The following is a 22,287-nucleotide window of genomic DNA, read 5'->3' as shown; positions in this document are numbered from 1 at the left end:
CGGTTTTAACCGACTTTAGCTATTAGCCAGGGACTTAAGTCCCTGGCGGCTTCGCCCTGTTTACCGCAGAGTCACAAACTCTTCAGCAGTCGATGGGTGAATGCCAATAGTAGCATCGAAGTCTTTCTTCGTAGCTCCCATATTAACAGCGATCGCCATTCCTTGAATAATCTCCCCGGCGTCTTTCCCCACCATGTGCACGCCCAAAACTCTGTCAGTATTAGTTTCAACAACTAACTTGACAAAAGTCTTTTCATCTGCACCTGTCAAAGAATGAAACATCGGTTTAAACTTGGCTGTATAGCACTTAATTGATTCGGGAAATTTTGCTTTAGCTTCCTCTTCAGTTAAGCCAACTGTAGCTGCTTCCGGCTGAGAAAATACTGCTGACGCAACATTTTCGTGACTGATTGCTCTCGGATTGTTACCAAATTCAGTATCGGCAAAAGCGCGTCCTTCGGCGATCGCAATTGGCGTTAAATTGATGCGGTTGGTGCAATCTCCGACTGCAAAAATGTGCGGCTGGCTGGTGCGACTGTCTTTGGTAACTGCGATCGCACCTTTATCGGTTTCTACTCCCGCATTTTCTAAACCCAATTTTTCCAAGTTGGGCAAGCGCCCGGTAGCACACAAAAGCGCGTCTACTATTAGCGTTCCTTCGGATTTTCCCGACAGCGTTAATTTTAAACCTTCTGGGGTTTTCTCAATTTGTGCGATCGAGCTTTCTGTCAAAAATTCAATTCCGTGCTTAACCATTCCTTCTTGGACGTTGGCGCGAATTTCTGCGTCGAAGTAGTGCAGAATTCGATCGCGCCGGATGATTTGAGTTACTTGGCTTCCCAATCCGTTCATAATGCAAGCAAATTCGACGCCGATGTAGCCGCCGCCCCAAATTGCCAACCGTTTTGGCTGCTCTTTTAGCAAGAAGATTTCGCGGGAAGTAATCGCGTGTTCGATACCGGGAATGTCAATGCGATGGGATTCTCCGCCCACAGCGATTAAAATTTTGGCGGCGGTGATTTTTTTGTCGCCAACTTCGACGGTGTGGGGGTCAATAAATTTGGCGTATCCTGAAATTAATTCGACTCCAGCTTTTTCGAGAAAGCTGATGTGCAGTTTGCTGAGTCGGCGCACTTCTGTGTCTACCGTGGTGACGAGTTTTTCCCAGTCGAAGCTGCTTTCTACTGGACTCCAGCCGTAGCCCACCGCATCTTCATAAAGGTGCGAAAATGTTGAGGCGTAAACCATCAGTTTTTTGGGAACACAGCCGCGAATTACGCAGGTTCCGCCTACTAAGTCATTTTCGGCGATCGCCACTTTTGCTCCGTAGGATGCTGCTCGCTTGGAACTCGCCAATCCGCCGGAACCTGCACCTATCACAAACAAGTCGTAATCGTATGTCATAATTGTGTTACCAACAATCTCCAACTTCCCTAGTTTACGCTTAACTTTTCTTAATCATAGCTCAAAAATTTTGCTTTTGAGGAGCACTTTTGATAACTACATTTTGAGAACTACATACAGAGCTAATTGAGGGAGCAGGTAGCGTCACTCTACCCTACCTGCTTACTGGTATTGTCAGCTTCGTTAACTCTGCTGCTGTGACTCGGTAGATTGAGCTGGCTCTGTATTCTGCTCCTTTGACGCTGTATCATCTGGTTTTTGGATTTGCTTGAGATGAATCTCATTCACCTGATTGATAAAGTTTTCTATTGCCATTTTTGTCATTTGTTGATTTTGGGCTTCGTCGGCTACATCATAGCAACGATAAGCTGGAGTCACTCCTAATACAAATTTTTCTTGTTCCGCTTCTAACAATTCCACAGTCGTGTTAGCAGAAATCCAATTTTCCTGAAAAGGAAACGAGGTAACTATACTGGCGACTATGGAGGCGACAGCGGGACAAATTACGGGCAGCCACTTGAGCAACGATTGACCTGGTTCCAATTTGTCTACCAACACTAAAATTGGTGTGACTCCCGATAAAACAACGGTTGCCAATTGGAAAGTATAGTAAATATTTCTCGAAGTCTCTCTAGTGTTTTTATAGTCGTCAATCAACTCCTGGCAATATCGTAAAGCCTTTTCTCTCACCGGGGTGATCGGATTGTTATCCGAAACATTATTCGGGTTTAAGAGATAATTATATAGTTCAGCTTTTTTTCGGATATCTAACTGATTAGCACTATTCCGAAAGTTGCGAGCTAATTGTCTATTGGTCAGGAACAGAAAAATAAAACTAGAGAGAAAAACAGCTACCAAAATAACGATAAGTTGGTTGTCTAGAAAAACTCTGGTAAGGATGCCTGCACCCACAAAAGCGGCCAGGGATAAATACTCAACAATTTTCAGGAAAGATAACATTGGTGGACTGGATGAGACTGTATTGGAAATCTCGGTCTGGTTGGTATCGGTAGAATTAGTCATTGCTTTGTATTCTGTTTGGCGATCGGATACAAGTTTAGCCTATTGTTGCTATTCCACCCAAGCTCTGTCAACCTGGTGAAGAAGACCCTCAAACCCATGAAAATTGGTTGCAGGCGATCGTTAAATCTGATTCTTTTAACAGGTGATTACCAACAATAGTTCGGACTGTTTTTAATTAGCAGCCGTATAATAAAGGTTCAAGGCGATTCGGCAATCGAGCTACCAACGGAAAATCGAGGGTTTCAGGCTGCAAACTAAAAACAGTCCGAACTATTCTACCAAAATAAAAGCAGATGAACTAATCACTGGCTTGTTGTTAGACTTAGAGATCGTTATCTTTGAATAGTCCACGCGATCGCCTCTACTTGAGTTGGTAGATTTTTTTTCCACTCCGACTGTACCTCCAGGTCGGGTAAAAGTATTCACTATGACTTGAAGATAGAGATTCTGTTCATTAGCGTCGAAACAGCCGTCACCCCGATCGCGAAAACTGATGGGAAGTGTTAGCTTAGTAGTTAGTTGTGTCGATCGCACAGAAAAAAAAATGCCTGAACTACAAACCGATACATACCAAGACTTCGACCCGCAAGTCCTCTCAAAACCCGTCATTGTCGGTCTGGAAGAGGTAACAAAAGTTTACGGGATTGGCGACCTCGAAGTTCGCGCTTTAAACGGCGTCAGCTTGACGGTAAGACAAGGAGAATATTGCTCGATTATGGGCGCGTCGGGATCGGGCAAATCTACAGCTATGAATATTATCGGTTGTCTCGATCGACCTACGAGCGGCAGTTACTACCTAGACGGCGTAGATGTCGCCCAAATGCCGGAAGCAGAATTAGCCGGAATTCGCAATTTAAAATTGGGGTTTGTATTCCAACAATTTCACCTGCTGTCTCAGTTGACAGCATTAGAAAATGTGATGTTACCGATGGTTTATGCAGGCATTCCCGCAGCGGAAAGACGGGAACGGGCAGTAGATGCTTTAACAAAAGTAGGCTTGGAAAGTCGGCTGCACAACAGACCGAATCAACTATCAGGAGGACAGCAGCAGCGAGTTGCGATCGCCCGGGCAATTGTTAACCGTCCCGTGTTGTTGCTTGCAGACGAACCGACTGGTGCATTGGATACAAAAACTACTCAAGAAGTAATGGATATTTTTACAGAACTCAACGACAGCGGCATGACCGTTGTTATGGTAACACACGAACCGGAAGTGGCGCGCCAAACTCGCCGCGTTGTCTGGTTCCGCGACGGTCAAGTTATTCACAACAATCTCAATCCCGCAGAACTTTCACACGCTGTATTTTAAGTTAATTTTTTTGTTATTGGTGATTCGTTAATTGTTATTTGTTAGCTGCTACCAATAACTAATAACTAATCACCAATAACCACTAACTAATTAAAAGCTGTGGGAAAAGCTTCCCAAACTCGATCGACAAAATCCCTAAGTTGCCGAGAAGCAATAACACCATCCTTTTTCTCAGAGTCCAGAGAGTGCAACTCAGTCAACAGTGAAATTACCTCAGTATCTAAAGCTGCCCGAAACAAACTCAGCGGCCAAAGCAAATCAGCACCATCTCGCAAATCGGATAAAGTGTATTCTTCCGACCGTCGATCCGATAAATCCTTCCCCGACACTAATACAACTAACATCAAAGGGCGCACCCAACAAACTTGACGTGCCTCAACCACTTGGATTACCTCGGAATGCAGGCACGCATCTCCACATTCTAAACTGACAATTTGACCAGGCTTAAAGTTCAAAGCAAAACCCATTGATTCTGACATTGCATCGCAAAACTTTAACGCTGCTTTCAACAGCAGTCATTCGATTTGAGATTTGAGATTTGAGATTTTGGATTGACCACACGGATCGAGTCGGGGGCTTGAGGATTTGAGATTCCAGATGCTTTAGATTGATTCCACGGATCGCGTGGCGGGTACCACCTTTGAAATTCGCTTGTCACCAATATTATAACAAATCACAACTAACAACTAACAACATTCATCAATATTTTTAATAGCCATTTCGAGCTGGGCCGTCAACAATCGTGCTTCTTTTTTGCCACCGCCACCATTGGTATAATCCGCCACGGAAATTGGAGAACCGATCGCAATTTTTACCTGAGAACCCCATCGAGGAATGCGCGGGCGATAGCGGATACTCATCGGTACAATTTTCACCCCCAAACCAGGCGTACTCAACTCTGCTTGCATTGCCAAACGAGCTAATCCCGGCTTAATCGGGTGAACTTCGCCATCCTGAAAAATGCCGCCTTCGGGAAAAATCACCAACATTTGCTTGTCGAGAAGCAATTCCACGCCGTAACGGAGACTGCTAATTGCTGGATGCTTGATATCGACAGCAAACCCTCCCAAATGTCTGATGAACCAACCTTGCAGTCCTTTCACTTCATCAGCAGTTACCATGAACCGCAAATCGCGTCCAGTCACCATCTGTCCCGTTGAATAGGGCATCATCAGGGCATCCCACCGGGAACGGTGCGTAGGGGCTAAGATGACAGGCCCGTCTTTCGGCAAGTGCTCCTGTCCGGTTATCTCAATCTTCCCAAAATGAAACGGTAGGACAACATAGTGACCTAGCGGATAGAGCAAGGAGGTTAACCAAGGAGAAACGCGAGAGGTATTAGATGCTACCTTGGCAGGCATTGGCTTCACTAGAGATGATTTACTGAACTCAACGGCGCTCGTGGCGGTGTGGGGCATAGCAATTAAGCTGCTTTATCGAGATCTAAAGTCTAGAGTAAGTTGTCGGACAAATCTTTAGTTTTTCGATCGGGACACTTTTGCTATTGGCATTGTGCCGATCGAGCGATCGCGCCCGCAAGAGATCGTCTCTAACAGGTAAAACCTCAGCCAACCCGACAGCACTACCGCAGAGCAGTCAGCCGCCTGGAAAGCTCGATCGGGCAATTACCGATCCATTATTTCAGTTAAAGGGTCAATTGCGATTAAACATCGCCCAGAAGAGAGTCAAAATTTTTTACCTGTTAATTTTTCCGGCGCGCTTCAAACCAAGAAAGCAACTGCTCGCGGCAAGCAGACTCCATAATACCGCCTAGCACCTCTAAGCGGTGACACGAATGCGCGCTATCTGGAATATTAGCCGCAGTCCGAATCGTGCCAGTTTTCGGGTCATCTGCTCCGTATACCAGCAGACAGATCCGAGCTTGGACGATCGCACCAGCGCACATCGGGCAAGGCTCCAGCGTTACGTAGAGCGTGCATTGGTTGAGATGCCAGTCTTGCAAAACTTGGCCGGCCGCCCGGAGTACCAATATTTCAGCGTGAGCAGTCGGATCGCAATCTCGCTCTCGCCGATTTTGCGCTTCGGCAATCAATTTCCCAGTACCGTCAACTATTGCAGCACCCACCGGTACTTCACCGGCATCACCGGCTGCTTGTGCCAGTTCCAGAGTCCTAGTCATCCAGCGTTTGTGAATAAAATAAGTAGTATCACTAATAGACAACGGCTCAGTTTTAGAATTCACGTCATACCTACGCTACGTAACACAAAAAACTTAAGATCGAGAAGGATAGTTACATTACAGCCCAATCGAGAGTTATTTTTAATTATGGACACCACCACGATCGGCACTGAAGTTGTTGAGCTGTTGTGCCGCATTAGCCGGCAAAAGCTCCGCGAACAAGATATCACTCCTTTGGTAGTGTTTCTGACTGCTCTAATTTCCATCCTGCGCGGAGTGATGATTATTGACAGGACGATCGCAGTTGAAGAAGAAGAACGGTTGCAAAAGACTCTCAAAGCCTTTGCCAGCGGCGACCGCGATCGGATAGAACTAATTCAGCGCCTTGTCAAAGGAGTCTCCAAACAGCAGGTTTACTTCAACCCCACGGAATTGCTAACCCTGACAGCTTTGTTCTCAGAATCAGAAAAGCTGTTGCTCATCGGTTCCGGCTACGAAATGTCAGCGGTAGACGGACACATCGACCTCCGGGAGCAAATGTACTTACAGTCGATCGGAAATCGGCTCGGCCTCGACTCCAGACACATTGCAGTCATAGACACTTTATTTACGAAAGAAGGAACCCTCGACTCAGAAGCTTTTGCCGAAGTTCAAGCTTTACTTGCTCCCAGCGAATTCGACTCTTGCGATCCGGTATTTGCCAAAGCAGCAAAGCACCTGCTGGGTATTTTACACCGCAAATAATGCAGCGGATATAAATTTATTCGCAGTATAAAGACTGAGAAAGAGGGAAGAGGATTTGACGCTTTTTCGATTTTAGACGCGAATTGCGCGCCAAGGCGCTCAAAAACTGGGTTTTTTAACCGATTCATGCAGCGCTGCATGGCGTATTTTGGTGAAAAACCCGGTTTCTGCGTAAGTCCCGCTTTATTTTTTTGGCAAGAGTCGATCGACCCTTGTATCCTATTGAACCGAATCCATGTGAACTACCACACATCAACTGCTAGGCAGTACGATCTGGGCTTCCCAATTCAAGGGCAACCGCCTCTACAGCAGTAGACTTTCGCCCATACTGTTTTGGTCTTACATTGCCTCCAAAGGCAGTAACGCTGGTTCCCAACGCCAATATCCGTAAGCCTTCGTTTCTGATGTTAATCGCCGCGTTGATGTCTCTATCGTGTCGCTCATTGCAGTGGGGACAGTTAAATTCACGAACTGATAGATCCATTTTTGGTATTAGCAGTAAAGTATTTGAGCACAGGTGTGACGAAGGGAAAAATCTACCTACTTCTAGGTAAACTTTGCCTTCTGCCTCTGCTTTGTACTTGAGCATAGTGCAGAACATCCCCCAACTAGCATCACTTATTGCTTTGGCGAAATTGGGATTCTTGACCATGTTCTTTACTGCCAGATTTTCGACAACAATAACTTGGTTTTCGTTGACTATCTTACGGGATAGTTTATGTCGGAAATCTTCACGCACTCTGGCTATTTTTGAATGCACCTTGGCAACAGCTATTTTAGCTTTGCGGCGTTTGTTAGTCGTCTTATCCTTTTTACGAGATAGCTGACGCTGTTTGCGTTTGAGGTTGCGTTCGTGTTTCTTGAGATGTCTGGGATTTTGATACTTTGAGCCGTTAGATGTGACAGCAAAATCAAGCAGTCCCAAGTCTATGCCGATGGCTTTACCCTCTTCACTGGCTGTCGGTGACTCCTGCCCATCCTCCATTAACAAGGAAGCGTAATAACGACCGTCAGGCATTTTAGACACCGTGACAGTTCTTAATTTGCCAACAGTATCACGATGAATTTTGGCTTTTACGATGCCAAGATTTCCAGGGAACTTAATCGAGGAGTTACTCAGAATTTTGACGTTCTGAGGGTACTGCACTGATTGTCTACCCTGACGCTTTTTGAATGTAGGGTACTGCGATCGACCATCAAAGAAGTTGATAAAAGCTTGAGACAGATTCAGACAAGAAGATTGCAGGCATTGGGAATAGCATTCTTTGAGCCACTCATGCTCCTTTTTCCAAACAGGTATCTGTTTCTTCATTGTTAAGGCTCCGATACCCTTGCCAGTTTCCTTGTAGGTCTGGGACATGGTAGCAAGAGACTGATTCCACACCCAACGAACACAGCCAAAGGCCCCGGCCAAATGACTTTGTTGTTCTTTGTTGGGATAGATTCTGACCTTGACCGCTTTTAACACAATATTTTTACCGCAGTTCTGCTAACCATGATAACATAGAGCATTGGATAGAGCAATAGATTTGCACTTGGGCGCTCGCGTAGTCGAAGGGTTCGTTTTCTCCTACACTGCCTCAATCAAAGAGAGAATCGCTTTTTAATTTATTTGACGGTGCAATCGTCAACTCACTCAACTCTCATCCCCAGAGTAAGTCGAGTACGACTATACTGTGGGGATTCCCGTCTGCCTAGCTAAAATCTAAAAGCGAATTATCGCAGCCTCGATAGCTCCAGCTCGGTTTCAAATCCCAAATCGATTGATTATGCAAATTGAATGGCAAACCGCCAAAACCTACGAAGACATTCTCTATCACAAAAGCGGCGGCACCGCCAAAATTACCATCAATCGACCTCACAAACGGAACGCTTTCCGTCCCAAAACCGTGCAGGAACTGTGCGATGCCTTTACTGATGCCCGCGAAGACACAAAAATCGGCGTTGTCCTTTTCACCGGTGCGGGGCCTCATACAGACGGCAAATACGCCTTTTGCGCCGGCGGCGACCAAAGCGTGCGGGGTGTCGCGGGATATGTAGACGAAGGTGGCATACCCCGCTTGAACGTGCTCGACTTGCAGAAGTTGATTCGATCGATGCCCAAAGTTGTAATTGCTTTAGTTGCAGGCTACGCAATTGGAGGCGGTCACGTTCTGCACTTAATTTGCGACTTGACGATCGCTGCTGACAATGCTATTTTCGGACAGACCGGGCCAAAAGTCGGCAGTTTCGACGGTGGTTTCGGAGCTAGCTATCTCGCCAGAGTTGTCGGCCAGAAAAAAGCCAGAGAAATTTGGTTTTTGTGCCGCCAGTACAGCGCGCAGCAAGCCCTAGAGATGGGTTTAGTCAACTGCGTCGTCCCCGTCGAGCAACTCGAACTAGAAGGCATTCAGTGGGCTGGGGAAATTTTAGAAAAAAGTCCGATCGCGATTCGCTGTTTAAAATCCGCTTTTAATGCCGACTGCGACGGTCAAGCCGGTTTGCAAGAACTAGCCGGAAATGCCACCTTGCTCTACTATATGACCCAGGAAGGCGCCGAAGGCAAACAAGCCTTTTTGGAAAAACGGGAACCTGATTTTAGTCAATATCCTTGGCTGCCGTAGCTGGAGGCAGAAATCAATTTTTTTTATGGGCTCATATTAAAGTAGATGCTGCTAATTTTGATGAGTTAGTAAAGTCAAATGCACCCGATCGTCCAAAAGTGTCAGTATTGATACCTGTTACCAAAAAGAATGAAACTGCTTTGCCAGATTCAAACCATGATAGTCATCGGTGATCCCCAATCGAAAATCGAAAATCGAAAATGGTATGAGCTCTCCTGCTGCGGACTAACTAGACCGAGATGCTGCTGTAGATTTTTCAGTTAACGTTGTGCCTGTAAGCTGGCAGGCATTGCGCTCAGAAACAGTGACAGTGACGGCGGCCTCTGGTAAGGTCAAAGTCTGTTCTTGCCACAGTCCAATTTCTTCTATGTTTTCCCAAGATGCCCCAAAAGGCGAAACCGCTAAAGAACAAGCTTTCCACTGACTTTGAACCGGCACGCTCAGCAGATCGCACACACCGCCACGTCTCCCCTCTGGGCTATAGTGGCGACAGTGACGACAAGCTGAAGTTAATGAGGTTTTCATAAAAGTTCTTAGGTAAATCATGATTCATGTCTAATTCTCCAATGTAGAGCTAGCCCGTCTTAGAGGATTGCAGCCTTTACGCTGTCTGGGTTGTAGCGATCCCCAGAGGATAATTAAATTTTATAATTTATTTATAATCTTGTTATATATAGAAACAATTAGCTTAGTCTTTGCTCATTTTATAAGTAAAAAGACAGGTTAAAAGTTTATAAAGCCGTCAGGGATCAAGAAAAAGTACAAAGGCGCAACGAGTATGAGAGGTGATAATCAAGCGGTAGCTCAGGATACAAAAAGCTGTTTAGAGTTTGGGCAAGCAGCTTCCGGGACAAAGCAACAATTAAGTTTTAAAAGGAAAAGATAGCGGACGGCGATCGACAGCAAACCCAAGGGCAGCAGTTGCCTTGACGCCAAAAGTAGCTAATCATAAAATAGGCAAGTTTTCAAGCTTCTTGTTTATCTCTAAAATCAAAACATTAAAATCAATTCAGATGCGGTAGGAATTTTGCTAATGAGTAAGCGTTCTTCGGTTGAATCCCCAAATCATCAATCCTCTTCAACTCCCATCAAACCAGCTTTGCAAGCAGTCCTGGGGTGTCTGGATGTAAGCCTAGAAACAGAACTGACTGCATACAGAAGGCACAGGCGGCGCGCCGAACAGTGGGTCTCGCCATCAGTTCGTACTGGCGGCAAGCAAACAGCCACAACCGAGCAACAGCTAGCCCAAAACCGGCAGCCGGAGGCAGCGGAGGAAACTCAGCAGCCCCTGTCCCTGCCCCTATCCCTTGCCGGCCGCCAGGGCGATGCCCCGCTAGCAACTACCAGGGGCGGCACAAAATTATCTAGCAGCGGGCTCGCACCCAACAATTATCTCGAATCAAGCGAAAAACTGATCGAAAGTTTGGATGACCAAAAAGCCGAGCCTGCGGTTGAACGCAGTTTAGCCGCCAGTCTGTTAACTCCCTTGGGACTGAGTTCGATGCTGCTGTTTCTGCTGTCGTGCACAGCTTTGGGCTACGCAGTCATGCACCCGTCAAGTCTGGTGAAGATGGCCGGCCTGAACCGTTTGCTCGATCGCACCTCACCCTCTCCAAGCGACAGTCCCGCCTCTACTGCCATCTCAGATACCGGCACCAAGGAACTGCCGAAAGCTCCCAATCTGGTATCCAAGGAATTTGTCGAGCTAGATTTGAGCACTCTCAGCAATGTCAAGCCGACAGCCAGCCCGATTGCTTCCCCGTCGCCAAAAGCATCAATCCCGCCCAATCCCGCAGCGCCTCCGGGCCCGGGCGCGGCTGTCCCGATTCCGACAGAAGACGGCAACCCGGCCAGAGGCAGGGAACAAGGACTAAATAATCTCAGCACGGCTTTGCTTCCCACTCCCAGCCCCAGCGCCGCCCAGCCTGTGCCGACTCTGCCGACTCTGCCTCCAACACCCTCCCCAGCCCAGCCTGCCGCCGCATCCCCGGCGACAGCATCCCCGGCCCAGCCTGCTGCCGCATCCCCGCTGGGAAGGCCTGCGCGGGCTGCCGACGGTTTCTATTACGTTGTCACCGATTACACCGATCAAAAATCGTTGCAGCAAGCCAGAACCGCAGTTCCTGATGCCTACGTGCGAAACTTCTCAAAGGGTGTCAAGATCCAAATGGGGGCTTTGAACGATGCTGCCTCAGCAGAACGTTTGGTGAAAGAACTCCAAGCAAAAGGGGTGAAGCCGCAATACTATCAGCCATAAATTAGGTAAAGGGTGAAAAACTTTAACTAAATTGTTAGACAAAGCTAGACAATGAGGAATGTTTTGTCTAACACAAAATTGGTTTTTTAATTGTCAATTCCCAGTCCTAAATCTAAAATTTAATAAAATCGGGAGACGGGCAAAATGGGATTATTCGATCGCCTTTGGCGAGTGATTCGAGCCAATATTAACAGTTTGGTCGGGGCCGCAGAAGATCCAGAAAAAATTCTGGAACAAGCTGTAATGGATATGCAGGAAGATTTAGTGCAGCTCAGACAAGCTGTGGCAGGAGCGATTGCAGCTCAAAAACGCACCGAACGCCAGTGTTCCCAAGCTGAGTCTACAGCCGCAGAATGGTATCAGCGGGCGCAGCTAGCTTTGCAAAAAGGTGAGGAAAATTTGGCGCGGGAAGCTCTGACGCGCAAGAAATCTTATCAAGAAACGGCAACGGCGATGAAAGCCAGTCTCGGACAGCAGAACGCTGTTGTGACTCAACTTAAAGAAAATATGCGGGCGCTCGAAAGTAAAATTTCCGAGGCAAAATCTAAAAAAGATATGTACATTGCCCGAGCTCGATCGGCCGCATCGTCGGAAAGGCTTCAAGAAATGATGGGCAATCTCAATAGCGGCAGCGCTTTGAGCGCGTTTGAACGGATGGAAGAGAAAGTCATGCAGCTAGAAGCTCGCTCCGAAGCAATCGCAGAACTCGGAACCAGCGATTTAGAAAAGAAGTTTCTCTCTCTCGAAGGTGCTGGCGATGTCGATGCCGAGTTGGAGGCGATGAAAGCACAAATACTTCCGGGCAAAAATACACCCCAATTGCCATCCGGCGAGCCGCCCGCATCCTGAACGCCCGCGTGCACAACAATAGTTTGGATGAGCAAAAACTTCTCAACAGCGCAGCTAGAGATAGGTCGAAACGTGTTGGGTAATTCCCGGATCGAAGTTAAACTCAGTAGATAGGTGCATGAATAAGCTTGCCTGCATCACATTACTCGATCGCTTTAAACTGGATTTATCTGTCTGTAAAAATTGCCAAAGACTAAATCGCACTAAAAATCTGACAAGAGTGAATTTCACAACTGCGGGCTAGCGCTATCAAGCCTGCTTTCCGCCTACTTCGTACACCTCATCCAGGAAAAATAGCATTATGGGATTATTTGACCGCATTAGCCGAGTCGTCAAAGCCAATCTTAACGATCTGGTCAACAAAGCTGAAGACCCGGAAAAGATTTTAGAACAGTCCGTTACGGATATGCAGGAAGACTTGGTGCAGTTGCGTCAGGCGGTGGCCAGCGCGATCGCCGCTCAAAAGCGCACCCAGACTCAGTACAATCAAGCTGAGTCTCAATCTAACCAGTGGCAGCAGCGCGCTCAGCTCGCCCTGCAAAAAGGAGACGAGACTTTGGCCCGCGAAGCGCTGGTGCGTAAAAAGTCTCACGCTGAAACGGCCGCTACCCTGAAAAACAGTCTGGAACAGCAATCGGGTCAGGTGGAAAGTCTCAAGCGCAACTTGATCGGTTTGGAGAGCAAGATTTCCGAAGCTAAGACGAAGAAGGATATGCTCAAGGCGAGAATATCCGCTGCTAAGGCTCAGGAACAGCTCAACAATTCCATTGGCTCCCTGAATACTGGCAGTTCAATGGCGGCTTTCGATCGCATGGAAGAAAAAGTTTTGCAGATTGAAGCTCGCGCGGGAGCTTCGGCAGAACTGGCTGCAAGCGGTAGCAGTTTAGAGGAACAGTTCCGCTTGCTCGAAAGCGGTGGCGATGTTGACGATGAGTTGGCTCAGATGAAAGCTCAACTGACCGGAGGTTCTGTGTCTCAAGGTCAATTGCCGGCAGCGGGTAAAACGGCAGCAGCTAGTAGCTCGGAGTCGAGCCCGGTAATTGACGCTGAGTTGGAAGAATTGCGATCGCAGCTCAATAAAATGTAATTTCTATCAAAATTTACCTATTTCTCAGATGGCAGCTTTGATAGAATGCTCCGCCGACCTACAGCGCTAGCTTGGGGAGGTCGGAGCTTTTTTCCGGGGCAGTTTACTTGTATAAAAAGTTGGCGTTTTGTCAACTATCTTTATGTTGAGTTAACGGCTTAAGTCTTTAAAAAAAATTGATAGAGTAATTTTATTTCTTGCAATTGCGCCGATCGCGCCCGTAAGTGTGAATAACTATAAAATATGGCTAATTTGTCATGCCCGTGCAACCTTCTAGAGGCTGTTTCAGGATTTTACCAGGGCAGAGAAAGATGTGTTGGCGGCGCGATCGCACTTCTGTTTGGGAGTCGGAGCATTTGGCGCTGCGGTGAGCAGCAGCGGGCCTGAGAGTCAATTTTTGGCGTGCGGGGTCAATTGCAATACTTGCGGTTGTTGGCTCCTGAGACGCTGCTGGTGGTGCGATCGGATCGGCAGTTGGCTGGAGGTGAGCTTTTGCCGATCGAAAAATTTGGTTTGGGCGGCTTGCAGACAGTGCGGGGCTAACGTCAGGATGCTGTGCTGGCCGATAGCAGGATTTTTGCTTCAGCCGAGTTGCGGTATCCGATTTTGCGTACCGGCGACAAACAAGGAGTTTTGCAGGTGACGCCATTTGTGGATTTTGGCAATGTTTGGACAAAGAGCGGGGGAAGGGTGGCTCTGGAAGCGAATACTTTGCTGTCAGCGGGATTGGGCTTGCGGTGGCAGTACGGCGAGAGGTGAAAGGCTCGCGGAGGCTGGGAAATTCCGTTCATTGATATTAAGTCGAGCAACAGAAGTTTACAAGAGCGCGGGCTGTATTTTTCAGTAGAATTCAAACCTTTTTAGGAAAGCAGCCGTTTTGCCCTTGGCGGAACTGAGTAATTCCGCTATATAGTAATAAGTATCATTTGGCACTCATCGGTAGCTGCCAAGAGTGCATTTTACTGATAATTTTTCAATTAAACTATGTCTAAGGTGCGGTTGCTGCTTTTAAGTTCTTTTGCTTCGGGTTTTGGGCTTTGCTCAATCATTTTGGCGATATTTACGATGACTTCCAGACTGTCGTTTACGTCTTTTTTTACCTTTGTTTTAACTTTGGTATTTTTTGTAATTAATCTGCTTTTTGCTTTGCATTATTATACATCGATTACAAAGCAGTTGAGTGTTAAAGGTAAAAGAAAAGCTAGAATTTAGCGGTTGTGAAGCAGAAGAGGACAAAGGGATGGAGAGTTCTTTATGGAATTTGAATGGAATCCAGACAAACGGCTTTTGGTTGAGACAATTATCTAGCGGTAAGCCATAATTATTTAAGGTCTAATTATTTAGGAGGTGCGATCGTGGTTATTACTCAAACCAACCCGCCAAATCTTTCAGATGCGACAAAGACTCGCTTTACTCCAGATGAATACCGGGCGATCGAGGAAACCGCTGAAGAACGTCACGAATATTGTAACGGAGAAATTATTGCTATGTCAGGAGGTTCAGAAGTCCACAGTGCGATCGCCTGTAACTTGTTAATTTACTTGGGATTTTTGCTGAGAGACACCGATTTTCGCTTGTATAACAGCGATTTGCGGGTTTGGATTCCCGAACATAGGTGCGGCACCTACGCTGATTTGATAGTCGTCAATGGCGAACCGGAGCTCAATGGCGATCGCACGGATGAAATTCTCAACCCTTTACTGATTGTCGAAGTTCTTTCCCCCTCTACGGAAGCCTACGATCGAGGTGAAAAGTTCAGAAAATATCGCTCTCTTGCTAGTTTTTGTGAATATCTGCTGGTTAGTCAAACGGAACCCTATATTGAGCAATATTATAATGGCGATCGCCAAAGTAGCGATCGCTGGCAATGGCAAGTGTGCGATGGGATCGATCGGGCGATCGTCCTGCACAGTTTAAATATAGAACTTCCGATGTCTGAAGTCTACCGCCGCCTTAATTTTTAAGGGCGATTTTTTCAAATTTGAAATAAATCATGTTTAACTAGAAATATAAGTTTAGGAGAAAGCTATGGTTACTCTAATTCAACATCCAGGGCAAAACGAACTTGAAACCACAGCAGAGGAAAAAGTCTGGACTGATGCTGAATTCATGGCACTCAACCGAGATGGACACCGCTACGAAATTGTCAATGGAGAACTAATTGATATGGGAAACTCGGGTGCAAAACACGGTTATGTTTGCAGTATCTTGATGATTTTGCTCGGTGGGTATGTCCACATTCAAAAACTAGGCGCGATGTTCGAATCCAGCACCGCTTTTAAGATGAAATCAGAGAACAAGCGATCGCCCGATGTTTCCTTCATGGCAAAAGAACGCCTGCAAGGGCTAGACGATCTCCCCGATGGCTTCCTAGAAGGTGCGCCGGATCTTGCCGTAGAAATCCTTTCTCCTAGCAATACAGTGGCAGAAATTCACGACAAACTCGTAGAATATTTCGAGAATGGGGCGCGTTTAGTCTGGGTGATTCATCCTAAAGAACAGTATGTGTTGGTGTATCGATCGTCCCAAGAACCCGATCGCCTGCTCAAGTCTACGGACTCCCTCGATGGCGAAGAAATCGTCTCCGGCTTTACTCTTCCGGTTGCGGAGTTATTTCAAAAACTGGCTTTTTAAGCAAATATAATATAAGCTAGTTATAAAAACTTATAGGAATCTTGTATGCTGGAGTCATTTCAGATACACAACTTTAGGCTATTTCAACACCTTGAAGTTAAAAATCTGGGTCGTGTCAACCTGATTGTTGGCAAGAATAATTCAGGAAAGAGTACATTTCTTGAAGCAGTAGAACTATATGCCAGCAACGCTTCTGCTACCGTCATGCTTGAGCTTGTAGAGTCTAGGCAAGAGACTTGGTTTAGCGAAGCTCAGCCACATTCCCAAAATTTTATCAGTAATCCTGTGCGGCATCTATTCTTTGGGCATAAATTGCCCAGCATAGGAGGAGATGGGATTTCTCTTGGAGAAGTTTCTTCAAACATAAAACTCCGGATCGGCGCTGGCGCATACCAGAATAAAAATGATGACGAAGGCACAATCAGGAAAATTCGCATCTCTGATGTGGAGTTTGACGAAGATATATCTAATGTTGAAGTTTTTCTCGTAGCAGAAGAAGGCGAAAGAACTAGAAGAATTTTCAGATTAGATAGAAATATCAGAGACATTCGACGTAGCTCTAGAATTTTTTATGAAAGGCAGGAATCAGAGTTTAAATACACATGGCAGATTGTTTCTACAGCAAATATGCCTAATCGAAAATTAGCTGCTCTTTGGGATTTAACGAGCTTGACAGATTTAGAGTCGGAGGTTATTTCTGCGCTTCGTTTAATTGACGATCGAGTTACTGGAGTCGCTTTTGTAGAGGACGTTAGTAGAGGTACTGCAAGTGACAACCGTGTTCCTTTAGTAAAAATTAAAGGCATAGAGGAACCATTACCTCTCAAGAGTATGGGAGATGGTATGACTCGTTTGTTCCATATAATTGTTGCTATTGTAAATGCTCGAAACGGACTGCTTTTAATTGATGAATTTGAAAATGGATTGCACTGGAGTGTTCAACCCAAAGTTTGGGATATTGTTTTTCAGCTATCGGATAGACTTAATGTTCAAGTCTTTGCAACCACTCACAGCCGCGATTGTATAAAAGGTTTCGACCAGGCATGGAATAACGATCCTACGCTTGGTGCTTTCTTTAGACTTGATGAAAAGAATGGGTTAATCAAAGCTACAGAATATACAGCGGAGACCCTCAATGATTCGATGGATATGGATGTTGAAGTGCGGTAAGTAGTATGAGCGATGTTTGCAAGCAAGATACAGATAAAGTTTTACTTGTTGAAGGAGTTAATGATTGCCATGTTGTTATGGCTTTATGTAAAGCTCATAATGTTCCTGAGACTTTCGGTATATATGAATGTGGTTCAGATGACCGCGTTTTAAAACGATTAAATGCGCTGATTATACGTCCTAATCCTCCTCAAGTAATAGGAGTTATGCTTGATGCTGACACTTCTCTTGAAGGCCGATGGCAAAGTATAAAAAGCAAGTTACAACATTACAGTTATACGTTACTGAACAATCCTGATGCTGATGGAACGGTAGTCGAGACTTCTTCAGATGAACCTAAACTGGGGTTTTGGCTCATGCCTAATAATCAAGATTCTGGTATGTTAGAAGACTTTTGTGCGGAACTTGCACAGCCAGCATCTTTGGCATTTGCGCGAGAATGTGTGGAACAGGCGCACGCAAGGGAGGTCACAACATTCAAAGAAGTGCATCGCAGTAAAGCAGTGATTCATACATATCTTGCTTGGCATGATGAACCTGGTTATCCTTTGGGAAAGGCAATTACAAGTCAAGCTTTGCGTCCTCACACAGATGTCGCAGTAAAATTCAGTAATTGGTTAATACGTTTATTTGTGGAAGGATCGATAGCGTAATTCCCGCGATCGTCCTAAGAGAGCGATCGCAAAGTATAATAGAGTTAATTCATCTCAAAATTCCACGGAATAAGCTAGTCATATAAAAATAACTTCTAGGAGACTATCGGCATGACAACCGTATCCAACGAACAAACAGCGATCGTCCGTACAGAAAGAGGACTGACGATCGCAGGTACGCGCATCACCATCTACGACATCATGGACTATGTAACGGCTCAATATCCGCCTAAGTTTATCAGGGGATTGTTTGACCTTACAGAAGCACAAATTAATGCAGCTTTAGCTTATATTGAGGCAAATCGCGCTGATGTTGAAGCCGAGTATCAAATGGTGCTTAAGGAAGCTGAAGAACTGCGGCTGTACTATGAAGAAAAAAATCGCGATCTGATTGCCAGAATTGCGGCCCAGCCACCAAAACCAGGAACCGAAGCTGCTTGGGAAAAGCTTCGAGCGGCTAAGGCAAAGTTTAAGTCTCAGCCATAGTTTTTCCTCCCAAAGTATGATAGAGTTAATGTATCAAAACAATCTTAAATACTATGACACTTGAAAATCTTGAATCTGAGGTTCTTGCACTTCCAAAGGACTCTCAAGCAGCACTACTATCGCGACTCCTAGAACACTTGGGGCGTGGTGAAATAGATCGAGAAGTTGGATCGATCGGGGGTGAGGAGGCCCAAAGGCGCGATCGCGAAATGGATGGCGGCGAAGTTACTGGCATTGCGGCTGAACAATTGTTTGAGAAACGCGGCAAAGAACTTTATGAGAATTTTATCCGCGCTCAAGTAGAGACACCGGAGAATATTGGCAAGATTATTTCAATTAATGTGGAGACTGGTGAATATGAAATTGGTGAGGACTTGGTAGTAACGAGTAGCAAATTAAAAGTTAAACAGCCTAATGCAATAATCTGGGGAGAACGGATTGGTTTTGATGCGGTTTACGCTGTTGGTGGTACATTGGTCAGGACGGCAGAATGATACAAGGAAATGTAGTTGGGCGACAAGCTAGAATTAGCTTAACTTTGCGTCTGCCAGAAAATTCAGATATAGAAATTGAGTGTGTTGTTGATACAGGTTTTGAAGGTTTCTTGACTTTGCCATCGACTGCGATTGCTAAACTTGCGTTGCCTTATCTTGGACAAATTAATGCAAAGTTAGCTGATAATTCTCATGTGGCAACTAACGTTTATTTGGCAACTATTTTGTGGAATGGTGTAGAAAAAGATGTTGCAGTGCTAGGAATGGGTCATCGTCCGCTCATAGGGAGTGCACTACTTGAAGATTATCATCTCAGTATAGACTTCTGTGATGGTGGTACGGTTCTTGTCGATGATATTTTGCGATCGTGACTGACGAGGAATTTGATTACAATTTTGGGTGCGATCGCACTTCCGTGACTTGCGAGTAATCAGCTAGTAATATAGTTTTTAATTTCAAAGTATGATAGAATTAATGTATCATAAAATTCTTAAATACTATGACGCTTAAAAATCTTGAATCTAAAGTTCTGACGCTTCCAAAGGACTCTCAAGTAGCACTATCGCGATTCCTAGAATACTCTCAAATCCCATCGCCTAGTCCACGAGGAGAACCACATACAGTACATTGCATGGGGACTATGTTCTTACGAGAGTCAGTCTCCTTAAGTCCGATGAAACGCTTGGCCCAAGGATAACGATCGAAAAGGACAGCTAGACCGTTCTCCAAAACTCCATTTTCATTAGTAAGTTTTGCTAAGTCAGTATAACTCATTTCTTCATGCAAGGTTCGAGATTTGCAAGAAGAACACAATAAATTCATTTTAAGAGCCATAGATAGTAATAACCTCTTGATTATTTAGCTAGTTTTTGACAAATTTTCCGATCAATTAGTTTCCCCAGCAAGTGGGGAGATTAAACAGAGTTATCACCTGTTGTATTACCTAATTTTATTTTATGTGTTTTAGCATCGACAACTCAAAACCGTGGGATTCAGCACCCAATTTTTCTAACCATCTTGAACCAGTTTAGTGAATTTTGGTATAATTCAGTTGACAATGTAGGAATTGGTAGAATATAGTACACTAAACCTCGCTCAACGCTGACGTATGAATGTTGAAGATGTTGTACAATGGATGAATAATTTGATTGTTGACAAAACTGGAGAACATCTTACACCCCTACAGGAAGCAATAGTGACGGGTGTTTGGCAAAGGCAAAAATATCCTCAAATAGCTAAAGAGTTTAATTGTAGTGAATCTCACGTAAAAAAAGAAGCGGCTAAGTTATGGGAAAAGTTGGGTAAGGAATTAGGAGAAGACCTTAATAAGTTTAATTTTCGTTCTAAGTTAGAAAAAAAATATCGTGTTTCTCAAGTTGCCCATTCGGGAGACTGTTTACAAATTGATAATGTTAATATTTGTGGTGAATTTCTACAAACTATAAAAGATTCCCAAACCCGATCGCCCTTTCCCCCCGACTCCCCCGACCCTCCCCAAAATAAAGAACGATCGCCCATAATCGATTTAACAGACGCACCCGAATTAACCAGCTTTTACGATCGCACTTCAGAACTCTCCACCCTCAAGCAATGGATTTTACAAGCCCACACCCGCTTGATTACCGTCTACGGATTAAGCGGAATTGGCAAAAGTGCGATCGCCCTCAAACTCATCGAACAAACTCAAACTCAATTTGATTATATTATTTGGTTAAGCCTCGCTGACACACCCACACTTTCAACCCTCCAAACCGAACTCAAGCAATTTTTTGGGAGATCGCCACAACCCCCATTACCCACAGTCATCGATTATTTTCGATCTTCTCGCTGTTTAGTAATCCTTGATGACGTACAAAATATTTTTAAAAGCAGTCAACTAGCAGGTCAATATTTAGGAGGCTATGAAGACTACGGCAAATTTTTCAAACAAATTGCCACATCCTCTCATCAGAGTTGTTTAATTATCCTCAGTTGGGAACAACCCAGAGAAATTACTGCTTTAGAAGCACTAAACCGACCTGCACGAACTTTACACCTCAAAGGGTTAGGGGAAGAATCGGCAGAAATTCTCAGAGAAAAAGGATTAGCAGATGAGCAAAAATGGTCAGACTTGATCGCCCTTTATCAAGGTCATCCTTCCTGGTTAAATATCATAGCTTCAACAATTTTAGAATTCTTTGACGGTAGCGCTTCCCGGTTTTTAACAGATAATAATGATATTTATTTAGGTGACTTAGAAACCATTTTAGAATCTCACTTAGAGCGTTTATCGGAGTCAGAAAAAAAGGTAGGCTACTGGTTAGCAAGTCAAGATGAAGCGGTAGATATTTCCCAAGCACCTGCCGATATTGAGTTATCTAAATCAGAATTTTGGCAAGCCATACAATCTTTAGCGCGGCGCGGCTTACTGGAAAAAGTACAAGTAGGAGCGGGAGCGCTATTTTTACTCAATCCTGTATTTCAACAATACATTCAATCTCAGTCAAATCCTAGCAGTATAAAACTGTAACATCGATCCCTCTTCTCAACTTCTACATCGATCGCATAAAAGCATTCACCGCATCATATTGATCCGCCATCCGCGAATAAAACTCGATCGATCGCAAATCCAACTCCGGCAACAGTTCGCTCTTGCGAACCAACTCATATCCCGCAGGACGCAAGCAATAAACCGAAATTACACCATCCTCCCAAAACCAAACCTCTCGCACACCCACCCGACGATAGATTTCCAGCGTATCAATTCCACCACTCGTCACTGTTATCTCGATCGCCAAATCTGGAACCGACTTGCGCGTACCCAAACAATAAGACTCGTCCGGTTCTTTCCGCGCGCCTAATTTCTTCATCCCGATAGTTGTACTACCGCGCGCATAAAAACGAATGTCCTTCGTCCGCATATAAACTTCTAAAAGCTGCCCTAAAGTGTTTCTAGGTTCTTCATGAGCCTCAGATAAAGGACTCATAATTTCTAAACACCCATCCAAATAAGTTAAATGCGCCCCAGTGTCCGCCAAATCTGCATCCAACTTTTCCAAAGTCTCCCATGTCACGTTTGACAGGAAGGCCGCACCTGTACCCAATCCTGCTTTAGAAATTGCGACAACCATTTGACTTACCTTTTACGATCGCTTTTCCATAATATAAGCCTATGCTAATATTCTATTCTTTAGTCTGCGGAGGCAGACTTCGTTTGACAAGACGCGGTTTCAACCGCCGAGTCTGATTGTTCGCAAAATTATTTTTCCCCAATATAAGCCTATCTGAATATTCTATTCTTTAGTCTGCGGAGGCAGACTTCGTTTGACAAGACGCGGTTTCAACCGCCGAGTTTGATTGTTCGCAAAATTATTTTTCCCCAAACAAAAAGCGCCCCTATTTCTAGGAGCGCTTTTTGTTTATCTCAAGTTAAAAATTAACCGTTGATGGAAGGA

The 22,287-nt window shown here is 45.1% G+C and carries 26 protein-coding genes; 16 read left to right on the top strand and 10 right to left on the bottom strand.

The window, feature by feature from the left end:
- Positions 1-60: 60 nt before the first annotated feature.
- A complete protein-coding gene (gor, locus tag QUA56_RS28965) occupies positions 61-1,404 on the bottom strand; it encodes a glutathione-disulfide reductase (protein WP_333365175.1) in 1,344 nt (447 codons plus the stop codon).
- A gap of 183 nt (positions 1,405-1,587) precedes the next feature.
- On the bottom strand, positions 1,588-2,427 hold the full coding sequence (locus tag QUA56_RS28960; protein ID WP_333365173.1) for a DUF4231 domain-containing protein: 840 nt from the start codon (positions 2,425-2,427) through the stop codon (positions 1,588-1,590).
- A gap of 544 nt (positions 2,428-2,971) precedes the next feature.
- Between QUA56_RS28960 and QUA56_RS28955 the strand changes: the two genes are divergently transcribed.
- Complete coding sequence (locus tag QUA56_RS28955) at positions 2,972-3,736, top strand: ABC transporter ATP-binding protein (protein WP_333365171.1); 765 nt, start codon at positions 2,972-2,974, stop codon at positions 3,734-3,736.
- Between the two features lie 86 nt (positions 3,737-3,822).
- On the opposite strand, the gene QUA56_RS28950 is transcribed toward QUA56_RS28955, so the two are convergent.
- The 3 genes from QUA56_RS28950 to tadA form a co-directional block, all read right to left on the bottom strand.
- Positions 3,823-4,215 carry a hypothetical protein gene (locus QUA56_RS28950; RefSeq protein ID WP_333365170.1) on the bottom strand — a complete coding sequence of 131 codons (393 nt, stop codon included), beginning with the start codon at positions 4,213-4,215 and terminating at the stop codon, positions 3,823-3,825.
- A gap of 207 nt (positions 4,216-4,422) precedes the next feature.
- Complete coding sequence (locus QUA56_RS28945; RefSeq protein ID WP_333365168.1) at positions 4,423-5,097, bottom strand: lysophospholipid acyltransferase family protein; 675 nt, start codon at positions 5,095-5,097, stop codon at positions 4,423-4,425.
- Positions 5,098-5,438: 341 nt separating this feature from the next.
- Entirely contained in the window at positions 5,439-5,939 is a 501-nt protein-coding gene (gene tadA / locus QUA56_RS28940; protein WP_333365167.1) for a tRNA adenosine(34) deaminase TadA, read from the bottom strand.
- 84 nt (positions 5,940-6,023) lie between these two features.
- On the opposite strand from tadA, the gene QUA56_RS28935 reads away from it, so the two are divergent.
- The gene (locus QUA56_RS28935; protein WP_333365165.1) at positions 6,024-6,620 is read left to right on the top strand and encodes a TerB family tellurite resistance protein; all 597 of its coding nucleotides are present in this window, start codon (positions 6,024-6,026) and stop codon (positions 6,618-6,620) included.
- Positions 6,621-6,879: 259 nt separating this feature from the next.
- Here QUA56_RS28935 and QUA56_RS28930 read toward each other — a convergent pair whose 3' ends face one another.
- The gene (locus QUA56_RS28930; protein ID WP_333365163.1) at positions 6,880-8,088 is read right to left on the bottom strand and encodes an RNA-guided endonuclease TnpB family protein; all 1,209 of its coding nucleotides are present in this window, start codon (positions 8,086-8,088) and stop codon (positions 6,880-6,882) included.
- Between the two features lie 301 nt (positions 8,089-8,389).
- On the opposite strand from QUA56_RS28930, the gene menB reads away from it, so the two are divergent.
- Complete coding sequence (gene menB / locus QUA56_RS28925) at positions 8,390-9,223, top strand: 1,4-dihydroxy-2-naphthoyl-CoA synthase (RefSeq protein ID WP_333365211.1); 834 nt, start codon at positions 8,390-8,392, stop codon at positions 9,221-9,223.
- Between the two features lie 225 nt (positions 9,224-9,448).
- On the opposite strand, the gene QUA56_RS28920 is transcribed toward menB, so the two are convergent.
- A complete protein-coding gene (locus QUA56_RS28920) occupies positions 9,449-9,748 on the bottom strand; it encodes a hypothetical protein (RefSeq protein WP_333365161.1) in 300 nt (99 codons plus the stop codon).
- Between the two features lie 508 nt (positions 9,749-10,256).
- Between QUA56_RS28920 and QUA56_RS28915 the strand changes: the two genes are divergently transcribed.
- Together QUA56_RS28915 and QUA56_RS28910 are read left to right on the top strand one after the other, a co-directional pair.
- Entirely contained in the window at positions 10,257-11,480 is a 1,224-nt protein-coding gene (locus tag QUA56_RS28915; protein ID WP_333365159.1) for an SPOR domain-containing protein, read from the top strand.
- Positions 11,481-11,624: 144 nt separating this feature from the next.
- On the top strand, positions 11,625-12,329 hold the full coding sequence (locus QUA56_RS28910; protein ID WP_333365157.1) for a PspA/IM30 family protein: 705 nt from the start codon (positions 11,625-11,627) through the stop codon (positions 12,327-12,329).
- Positions 12,330-12,383: 54 nt separating this feature from the next.
- Here QUA56_RS28910 and QUA56_RS28905 read toward each other — a convergent pair whose 3' ends face one another.
- Positions 12,384-12,560: a hypothetical protein gene (locus QUA56_RS28905; protein WP_333365155.1), complete on the bottom strand. Its 177-nt coding sequence runs from the start codon at positions 12,558-12,560 to the stop codon at positions 12,384-12,386.
- A 70-nt stretch (positions 12,561-12,630) separates the two neighbouring features.
- Between QUA56_RS28905 and QUA56_RS28900 the strand changes: the two genes are divergently transcribed.
- Positions 12,631-13,416 carry a PspA/IM30 family protein gene (locus tag QUA56_RS28900; protein WP_333365153.1) on the top strand — a complete coding sequence of 262 codons (786 nt, stop codon included), beginning with the start codon at positions 12,631-12,633 and terminating at the stop codon, positions 13,414-13,416.
- Between the two features lie 247 nt (positions 13,417-13,663).
- Here QUA56_RS28900 and QUA56_RS28895 read toward each other — a convergent pair whose 3' ends face one another.
- Entirely contained in the window at positions 13,664-13,810 is a 147-nt protein-coding gene (locus QUA56_RS28895) for a hypothetical protein (protein ID WP_333365151.1), read from the bottom strand.
- A gap of 8 nt (positions 13,811-13,818) precedes the next feature.
- Here QUA56_RS28895 and QUA56_RS28890 point away from each other — a divergent pair, with 8 nt between their 5' ends.
- The 10 genes from QUA56_RS28890 (at position 13,819) to QUA56_RS28845 (ending at position 21,362) form a co-directional block, all read left to right on the top strand.
- Positions 13,819-13,959: a hypothetical protein gene (locus QUA56_RS28890; protein WP_333365149.1), complete on the top strand. Its 141-nt coding sequence runs from the start codon at positions 13,819-13,821 to the stop codon at positions 13,957-13,959.
- A gap of 12 nt (positions 13,960-13,971) precedes the next feature.
- Positions 13,972-14,175, top strand: a complete 204-nt coding sequence (locus QUA56_RS28885) for a BamA/TamA family outer membrane protein (RefSeq protein WP_333365147.1) — start codon at positions 13,972-13,974, stop codon at positions 14,173-14,175.
- A 596-nt stretch (positions 14,176-14,771) separates the two neighbouring features.
- Complete coding sequence (locus QUA56_RS28880; RefSeq protein ID WP_333365145.1) at positions 14,772-15,380, top strand: Uma2 family endonuclease; 609 nt, start codon at positions 14,772-14,774, stop codon at positions 15,378-15,380.
- A gap of 64 nt (positions 15,381-15,444) precedes the next feature.
- Positions 15,445-16,050, top strand: coding sequence for a Uma2 family endonuclease (locus tag QUA56_RS28875; protein ID WP_333365143.1), 606 nt, complete (start codon positions 15,445-15,447; stop codon positions 16,048-16,050).
- 45 nt (positions 16,051-16,095) lie between these two features.
- Positions 16,096-17,220, top strand: coding sequence for an AAA family ATPase (locus tag QUA56_RS28870; RefSeq protein WP_333365142.1), 1,125 nt, complete (start codon positions 16,096-16,098; stop codon positions 17,218-17,220).
- 5 nt (positions 17,221-17,225) lie between these two features.
- Entirely contained in the window at positions 17,226-17,873 is a 648-nt protein-coding gene (locus QUA56_RS28865) for a DUF3226 domain-containing protein (protein ID WP_333365140.1), read from the top strand.
- Between the two features lie 111 nt (positions 17,874-17,984).
- Positions 17,985-18,359, top strand: coding sequence for a DUF433 domain-containing protein (locus QUA56_RS28860; protein ID WP_333365138.1), 375 nt, complete (start codon positions 17,985-17,987; stop codon positions 18,357-18,359).
- A gap of 53 nt (positions 18,360-18,412) precedes the next feature.
- Entirely contained in the window at positions 18,413-18,853 is a 441-nt protein-coding gene (locus QUA56_RS28855) for a hypothetical protein (RefSeq protein WP_333365136.1), read from the top strand.
- Complete coding sequence (locus QUA56_RS28850; RefSeq protein ID WP_333365133.1) at positions 18,850-19,224, top strand: clan AA aspartic protease; 375 nt, start codon at positions 18,850-18,852, stop codon at positions 19,222-19,224. Before QUA56_RS28855 ends, QUA56_RS28850 begins: the two co-directional genes overlap by 4 nt.
- 737 nt (positions 19,225-19,961) lie before the next feature.
- On the top strand, positions 19,962-21,362 hold the full coding sequence (locus QUA56_RS28845; RefSeq protein WP_333365131.1) for an ATP-binding protein: 1,401 nt from the start codon (positions 19,962-19,964) through the stop codon (positions 21,360-21,362).
- 22 nt (positions 21,363-21,384) lie between these two features.
- Here the strand turns inward: QUA56_RS28845 and QUA56_RS28840 are convergent, their stop codons facing one another.
- A complete protein-coding gene (locus QUA56_RS28840; RefSeq protein ID WP_333365128.1) occupies positions 21,385-21,963 on the bottom strand; it encodes a Uma2 family endonuclease in 579 nt (192 codons plus the stop codon).
- Positions 21,964-22,287: the final 324 nt, after the last annotated feature.

Origin of the sequence: Microcoleus sp. N3A4, from assembly GCF_036701805.1 — a bacterium.
Taxonomy (GTDB): Bacteria; Cyanobacteriota; Cyanobacteriia; order Cyanobacteriales; family Microcoleaceae; genus Microcoleus.
This window is presented reverse-complemented; position numbering and strand designations above follow the sequence as displayed.